7 protein-coding genes are annotated in these 7,341 nt (G+C 71.5%); 5 read left to right on the top strand and 2 right to left on the bottom strand.

The genetic code is table 11. The annotated features are described in order from the left end of the window. The 4 genes from PKC53_RS18220 to PKC53_RS18235 form a co-directional block, all read left to right on the top strand. The coding region (locus tag PKC53_RS18220; protein WP_324431224.1) for an acetyl-CoA C-acyltransferase at positions 1-690 on the top strand (690 nt) is incomplete at its 5' end. 172 nt (positions 691-862) lie between these two features. Continuing rightward, positions 863-1,627 (top strand): enoyl-CoA hydratase, encoded by a 765-nt coding sequence (locus PKC53_RS18225; protein WP_324431226.1) that lies wholly within the window; start codon positions 863-865, stop codon positions 1,625-1,627. Positions 1,628-1,787: 160 nt separating this feature from the next. Next, positions 1,788-2,531 carry an SGNH/GDSL hydrolase family protein gene (locus tag PKC53_RS18230; protein WP_324431228.1) on the top strand — a complete coding sequence of 248 codons (744 nt, stop codon included), beginning with the start codon at positions 1,788-1,790 and terminating at the stop codon, positions 2,529-2,531. Beyond that, complete coding sequence (locus PKC53_RS18235) at positions 2,528-3,364, top strand: NAD(P)-dependent oxidoreductase (RefSeq protein ID WP_324431230.1); 837 nt, start codon at positions 2,528-2,530, stop codon at positions 3,362-3,364. The genes PKC53_RS18230 and PKC53_RS18235 overlap by 4 nt, the downstream gene beginning before the upstream one ends. 89 nt (positions 3,365-3,453) lie before the next feature. On the opposite strand, the gene PKC53_RS18240 is transcribed toward PKC53_RS18235, so the two are convergent. Beyond that, positions 3,454-3,864, bottom strand: coding sequence for an acyl-CoA thioesterase (locus PKC53_RS18240; RefSeq protein ID WP_324431236.1), 411 nt, complete (start codon positions 3,862-3,864; stop codon positions 3,454-3,456). Positions 3,865-3,904: 40 nt separating this feature from the next. Between PKC53_RS18240 and PKC53_RS18245 the strand changes: the two genes are divergently transcribed. After that, on the top strand, positions 3,905-5,788 hold the full coding sequence (locus PKC53_RS18245; protein ID WP_324431232.1) for an ABC transporter ATP-binding protein/permease: 1,884 nt from the start codon (positions 3,905-3,907) through the stop codon (positions 5,786-5,788). A gap of 88 nt (positions 5,789-5,876) precedes the next feature. On the opposite strand, the gene cfa is transcribed toward PKC53_RS18245, so the two are convergent. Further along, positions 5,877-7,061, bottom strand: a complete 1,185-nt coding sequence (gene cfa, locus PKC53_RS18250) for a cyclopropane fatty acyl phospholipid synthase (protein ID WP_324431234.1) — start codon at positions 7,059-7,061, stop codon at positions 5,877-5,879. Between the last annotated feature and the right edge of the window lie 280 nt (positions 7,062-7,341).

A 7,341-nucleotide genomic window follows, 5' to 3' on the forward strand; every position in this document is an offset into this window, starting at 1 on the left:
CGCCGCGCGATCGCCGCGCAGCAGGCCGGCGAGTTCGCCGACGAGATCACGCCGTTCGACGTCGCGACGCGGCGGCCGAACCTCGACACCGGCGACGTCGACGTCTCGACGCGCACCGTGCACCTCGACGAAGGCCCGCGCGCCGACACCACGCTCGAGGCGCTGGCGAAGCTCAGGCCCGTGTTCGCCGCGCCGAAGGACCCCACCGGCAAGCCCACCGGCATGGGCAGCGTGACGGCGGGCAACAGCTCCCAGACCAGCGACGGCGCGGGCTGCTTGATCCTGGCCAGCGAGGCCGCGATCAAGCGTTTCGACCTCAAGCCGCTGGCGCGTTTCGTCAGCTTCGCGTCGCGCGGCGTGCCGCCCGAGATCATGGGCATCGGCCCGATCGAGGCGATCCCGGCCGCGCTGAAGTCGGCCGGGCTCAAGCTCGACGACCTGGGCTGGATCGAGCTCAACGAGGCCTTCGCCGCGCAGTCGCTGGCGGTGATCGACAGCGTCGGGCTGAACCCGGCGGTGGTCAACCCGATGGGCGGCGCGATCGCGCTGGGCCACCCGCTGGGCGCCACCGGCGCGATCCGCGCCGCCACCGTCGTGCACGCGCTGCGCCGCAAGCAGCTGAGATACGGCATGGTGACGATGTGCGTCGGCACCGGGCAGGGCGCGGCGGGCATCTTCGAGAGGGTTTGACCCCCCGGAAGCGCCTTCGGCGCCACCCCCATGGGCTACGAAGTGGCCCCTTCTTGGCCTTGGGGTGCCGCCAACGGACCGGCGAGGCCGGATCCGCGGCGGCAGCTCGACGAGGTCGACACCATTCGGTGCGGACGTCTCGGTCGCCAGCATGTTTGAACGGAGGACGGCGATGGACCACATCAAGACCGCGGTCGTGAACGGCGTGGCGACGATCGAGATCGCCCGGCCCGAGAAGAAGAACGCGCTGACGCAGGCGATGTACACGGCGATGGCCGACGCGATCGCGGCGGCGCTCGCGGCACGCGAGGTGCGCGCGGTGCTGATCACCGGCCAGCCCGGCATCTTCACGTCGGGCAACGACATCGAGGACTTCGTGCAGCGCCCGCCGCAGGGCGAGGACAGCCCGGTGTTTCGCTTCATGCGCGCACTGCTCGAGTGCGACAAGCCGGTCGTCGCCGCGGTGACGGGCGCGGCGATCGGCATCGGCACGACGATGCTCTTGCACTGCGACTTCGTCTACGTCGCCGACGACGCGCGGCTGGCGATGCCCTTCGTCGGCCTCGCGCTGGTGCCCGAATACGCGTCGAGCCTGCTCGTGCCGCGGCTGATGGGGCAGCGCAAGGCGGCCGAGAAGCTGCTGCTCGGCGACCCGTTCAGCGGCGCCGAGGCCGTCGAGTGCGGCATCGCGAACGCGGTGCTGCCGGCCGCCGAGGTGCTGCCGCAGGCGCGGCGGGTGGCCGAGCGGTTCAACGCGCTCCCGCCCGGTGCGGTGCGCGACGCCAAGGCGCTGATGCACGCGCCGCACCGCGAGCAGATCCTGCAGGTCATCGCCGCCGAGGCCGAGATCTTCGGCCGCCGGCTGCGCAGCCCCGAGGCGATGGAGGCGTTCCAGGCCTTCTTCCAGAAGCGCGCGCCGGACTACGGCAAGTTCTGAAGTGAACCCCCCCGAAGCGCCTTCGGCGCCTCCCCCCCAGGGGGGCGCCGCCAGCGGACCGGCGAAGCCGGATCCGCGGCGGCCGCTTGAAGGCTCGCGGTCCATCGGTCGTGGGTGCCTCGGGCACGGCATGGTCAGTTGACATGGGGAGCACCGCGCGATGAGCCTCGCGGCCAAGCTCGTGCTGAGCCCGCTGCTCGTCGCGCAGGCGCTGGCCACGCGCCGGCGCCTGCCGCGGCTGCCCGAGGCCGAGGGGCCTCGCGAAGGTGTCGTCGGCACCGGCTCGCGCATGCTGCGGCTGCTGATCGGCGGCGACTCGTCGGCCGCCGGCGTCGGGGTCGCGACGCAGGACCAGGCACTGGCCGGTCACACCGCGCGCGAGCTCGCGAGGCGCGTCGACGCCGCGGTGGCGTGGCGGCTGGTCGCGCGCTCCGGGCTGACGACGGCGCAGTGCGCCGACCTGCTCGCCGGCGCCGCCGAGCCGTGGCGCGCCGACGTGGCCGTGTTCGCGCTCGGCGTCAACGACGTCATCGAGCAGGTGCCGCCGCGGCGTGCCGTTGCGGCGCGCGAGCGGCTGCTGCACCTGCTGCGCGAACGTGCCGGCGTGCGGCACGTGGTGTTCATGCCGCTGCCGCCGGTGCACCGCTTTCCGGGCCTGCCGCAGCCGCTGCGCTGGGTCATGGGCGCCGACGCGCGCCGCCACGACCACGCGCTGGCGCGCTGGGCGGCCGGGCGCGACGACGCGAGCCACGTCCCGATCGACCTGCCGCTGGATCCGAACGTGATGGCCAGCGACGGCTTCCACCCCGGCGAGCCGGTGTACCGCGTCTGCGGCCTCGCGCTCGCCGAGCACATCGCCACCACCGTGTGGCCCCGACTGACCCCGACGGAGACGCCACGATGAGCCCATCGCTGAACGGCAAGACCCTGTTCGTCACCGGCGCCAGCCGTGGCATCGGGCTGGCGATCGCCAAGCGCGCCGCCGCCGACGGCGCGAACGTCGTGCTGGTGGCCAAGACCACCGAGCCGAACCCGAAGCTCCCCGGCACGCTGTACAGTGCCGCCGAGGAGGTCGAGGCCGCGGGCGGCCGGGCGCTGCCGGTGCCCACCGACATCCGCGACGAGAACGCGGTGGCCGCCGCGGTGAAGGCCGCGGTCGGGCGTTTCGGCGGCATCGACATCCTGGTCAACAACGCCAGCGCGATCAGCCTCACCGGCACCGCGGCGACGCCGATGAAGCGCTTCGACCTGATGTTCGGTGTCAACGTGCGAGGCACCTATTGCTGCACGCAGGCGTGCCTGCCGCATCTGATCGAAGCCGGCAAGTCGGGGCGCAACCCGCACGTGCTGAACATGGCGCCGCCGCTGAGCCTGAGGCCGCACTGGTTCGCGCACCACACCGCATACACGATGGCCAAGTACGGCATGAGCATGTGCACGCTGGGCCACGCGGCCGAATTCGCGCGCCACGGCATCGGCGTCAACAGCCTGTGGCCGCGCACCGCGATCGCCACCGCGGCGCTGCAGATGATCCCCGGCGTCGACGTCGCCAAGTGCCGCAAGCCCGAGATCCTGGCCGACGCCGCCCACCTCGTCCTGACCAGCGACGCGAGGACGACCAGCGGCAACTTCTTCATCGACGACACGCTGCTCGCGCAGCACGGCGTCGCCGACCTCGACCGCTACAGCGTCGTGCCGGGGACGACCGACTTCATCCCGGACTTCTTCGTCGACTGAGCGCCGGCCGGGGGCGGGGTGTCGCCACGCCGGCGCTCGTGCGTCGGTCGTCGCGACGGCGCGTCGTCACGAGCGTGAAGCCGCGCTGTTCAGGGACGCGGCACCGGCGTCGGCCGCCCCTGCGCGTCGGTTGCGACGTAGGTCAGCGTCGCCTCGGTGACCTTGACGACGTCGTGCTGGCGCGACAGGTGCTGTGCGTAGACCTCGACGTTGACGGTGATCGACGTGTTGCCGACGCGCACGATCTCGGCGTAGAAGCTCAACAGGTCGCCCACGCGAACCGGCTGCTTGAACACGAACTGGTTCACCGCGACCGTGGCCATGCGCCCCTGCACCAGCCGCGCCGGCAGCACCGCGCCGGCGAGGTCGACCTGCGCCATCACCCAGCCGCCGAAGATGTCGCCGTTGGCGTTGACGTCGGCCGGCATCGGGATCACGCGCATCACCAGCTCCTTGTCGGTCGGCAGCTCGACCCCGGTCGGGCGCGATTCGTCGGACATGGGCATGATGCGGGCTTCCTGAGCCGAAGATTCTCACACGATGCGCGCGCTCGCCCGCGACTCCGCCGCGGCCCTGCCCACCGCCGACCCGGCGCAGCGCCGCTCCGACTGGGGCACGCTGGCCAAGCTGCTGCCGTACCTGTGGCGCTACCGCTGGCGCGTCGCGCTGGCGCTGGGTTTCATGCTCGCGGCCAAGGGCGCCAACGTCGGCGTGCCGGTGCTGCTGAAGAACCTGGTCGACCGGCTGGCGATCCGGCCCGGCGACGCGGCCGCGTTGCTGGTCGTGCCGGTCGGCCTGATCGTCGCCTACGGCGCGCTGCGGCTGTCGACGACGCTGTTCACCGAACTGCGCGAGCTGACCTTCGCCAAGGCCACCGAGGGCACGGCGCGCAGCATCTCGCTGCAGGTGTTCCGCCACCTGCACGCGCTGAGCCTGCGCTTCCACCTCGAGCGCCAGACCGGCGGCATGACGCGCGACATCGAGCGCGGCACGCGCGCGGTGCACTCGCTGATCTCGTATTCGCTGTACAGCGTCCTGCCCACGCTGGTCGAGGTGGGCCTGGTGCTGGGCATCCTGGCGTGGAAGTTCGACGCGGTGTTCGCGTGGATCACGCTGGCGGCGCTGGTCGTCTACGTGACGTTCACGGTGACCGTCACCGAGTGGCGCACGGTGTTTCGACGGCACATGAACGAGCTCGACGCCAGCGCGCACACGCGCGCGATCGACGCGCTGCTGAACTACGAGACCGTCAAGTACTTCAACAACGAGGAGTTCGAGGCCCGCCGCTACGACGAGAACCTCGAGCGGCTGCGCCGCGCGGCGCTGAAGAGCCAGAGCACGCTGAGCCTGCTCAACAGCGGGCAGCAGCTGATCATCGCGGTGGCGCTGGTGGCGATGCTGTGGCGCGCCACCGCCGGCGTCGTCGCCGGCCAGCTCACGCTCGGCGACCTGGTGATGATCAACGCCTTCATGATCCAGCTGTACATCCCGCTGAACTTCCTCGGCGTGCTGTACCGCGAGATCAAGCAGAGCCTGACCGACCTCGACAAGATGTTCGGCCTGCTCGAGCGCGAGCGCGAGGTGGCCGACGCCCCCGGTGCGCCGGACCTGGTCGTCACGCGCGGCGTGGTGCGCTTCGAGGACGTGTCCTTCGCCTACGACCCGGCGCGGCCGATCCTGCACGGCATCGGTTTCGAGATCCCGGCCGGCAAGACCGTGGCCGTCGTCGGTCCCTCGGGCGCCGGCAAGAGCACGCTGGCGCGGCTGCTGTACCGCTTCTACGACGTCGGCGGCGGGCGCATCACGATCGACGGGCAGGACATCCGCGCCGTCACGCAGGACAGCCTGCGCCGCGCGATCGGCATCGTGCCGCAGGACACCGTGCTGTTCAACGACACCGTCGAGTACAACATCGCCTACGGCCGCCCGGGCGCGGGCCACGACGAGGTGGTGGCCGCGGCGCGCGGCGCGCACATCCACGACTTCATCGTCTCGACGCCGAAGGGCTACGAGACGATGGTCGGCGAACGCGGGCTGAAGCTGTCGGGCGGCGAGAAGCAGCGCGTGGCGATCGCGCGGACCCTGTTGAAGGACCCGCCGATCCTGATCTTCGACGAAGCCACCTCGGCGCTCGACTCGGCCAACGAACGCGCGATCCAGGCCGAGCTGAAGAGCGCCGCGCAGGGCAAGACCGCGCTGGTGATCGCGCACCGGCTGAGCACGGTGGTCGACGCGCACGCCATCGTCGTGCTCGACGCCGGGCGCATCGTCGAGCAGGGCACGCACGCCGAGCTGCTCGCACGCGGCGGCGCCTACGCGCGCATGTGGCGGCTGCAGCAAAGCGGCGGTGGCACCGGCCGCGCAGAAGACGCCGCCGGCGTTCGCGTGCCATCGGCTTCGAAACCGGGGGCGCCGGGCCCGTGACGTTCGCGCGTGGTCGGCCGTGCGACCCCGGGCCGACCCGGTCCGCGCAGACGAACGCCAGTCTCGCGTGCCCGACCTCAGCGTCGTGTCACGCCGCGCGGAAGCGCACCGACCGGTAGGCCTCGCGCCGCTCGCGTCCGCCGAGCACCAGCTGCCACAGCTGGCCCTGACGCGAGCGGAAGAAGCCGGCGCAGCACAGCAGGTAGTAGCGGAACATGCGGAAGAAGCGCGGTGGGTAGCGGTCCTTCAACTGCGGCCACGCGCGCTCGAGGTTCGCGTACCACGCCATCAGCGTGCGCTCGTAGTCGGGGCCGAAGTTGTGCCAGTCCTCGATCAGGAAGCGGCCCTCGACGGATTGCGCGATCTCGACCGCCGACGGCAGCTTGCCGTTCGGGAAGATGTAGCGGTCGATCCAGGGGTCGGTGCGCGGCGACGTGACGTCGATGCCGATCGTGTGCAGCAGGAACAGCCCGTCGGGCCTGAGCAGACGGCGGGCTGCGTCGAAGTACGTCGTGTAGTTCTTCGGGCCGACGTGCTCGAACATGCCCACCGAGACGACGCGGTCGAACTGCCCCTGCAGGTCGCGGTAGTCCTGCAGCCTCAGCTCGACGGGCAGCCCCGCGCAGCGCTGCCGCGCCAGTGCCAGCTGCTCCCTCGACACGGTCACGCCGGTGACCCGCACGCCGAAACGCTCGGCGGCGTAGCGCGCCAGCCCGCCCCAGCCGCAGCCGATGTCGATCAGGCTCTGACCGGGTTCGAGCTGCAGCTTGCGGCAGATCAACTCGAGCTTGTCGGCCTGCGCCTGCTCCAGGTCGGCGGCGCGCTCCCAGTAGGCACACGAATAGACCATGCGTGAGTCGAGCATCGACTCGAACACGTCGTTGCCGGCGTCGTAGTGCTTCTCGCCGACCTCGAACGCACGCCCCTGCGACTGCAGGTTCAGCAGGCTGTGGCGCAGCGTCTCGAACGCCAGCCGCAGCTTCGCGGTGCCCACCGCCTTCGACTCGATGTCGGCGCGCATCAGCCGGTGGAACAGCTCGTCGAGCTGCTCGCAGTCCCAGTCGCCGTCCATGTACGACTCTCCCAGACCCAGCGACCACTGCGTCAGCACGCGGCGGTACAGCCGCGCGTCGCGCACCTGGATGTCCCACGGACGCGTGCCGTTGAGGCGCACGTCGGCGTGGGCGAGCAGTTCCTCGATGATCTTCGGCGCGCGTGCGTCGCTCTGCGGCGACGGCTGGCGCGACGGCAGGGTCGCTTGGTTCGATCCCATCGGGCTCCTCGTCGTCGGTGTCGTCGATCGGGTCGCGGGCCGCGGGGCCCGCCGGGGCCGGGCTGTCCTGCCGATTCTGCCGCCATCCGCGCGATCTGGCACCCCTGCGGCGATCGGCGCCGTCGACGGGCGCGATCGGCGCGGGCCCGGCGCGCACCCGATGGGACAATCGTCGCCATGATCGACACGCTGACCCTGACCCGCCCCGACGACTGGCACCTGCATCTGCGCGACGGCGCCGCGCTGACGGCGGTACTGCCACACACCGCGCGGCAGTTCG

The organism is Azohydromonas sp., from assembly GCF_035325925.1.
Classification (GTDB): domain Bacteria; phylum Pseudomonadota; class Gammaproteobacteria; order Burkholderiales; family Burkholderiaceae_C; genus Calidifontimicrobium.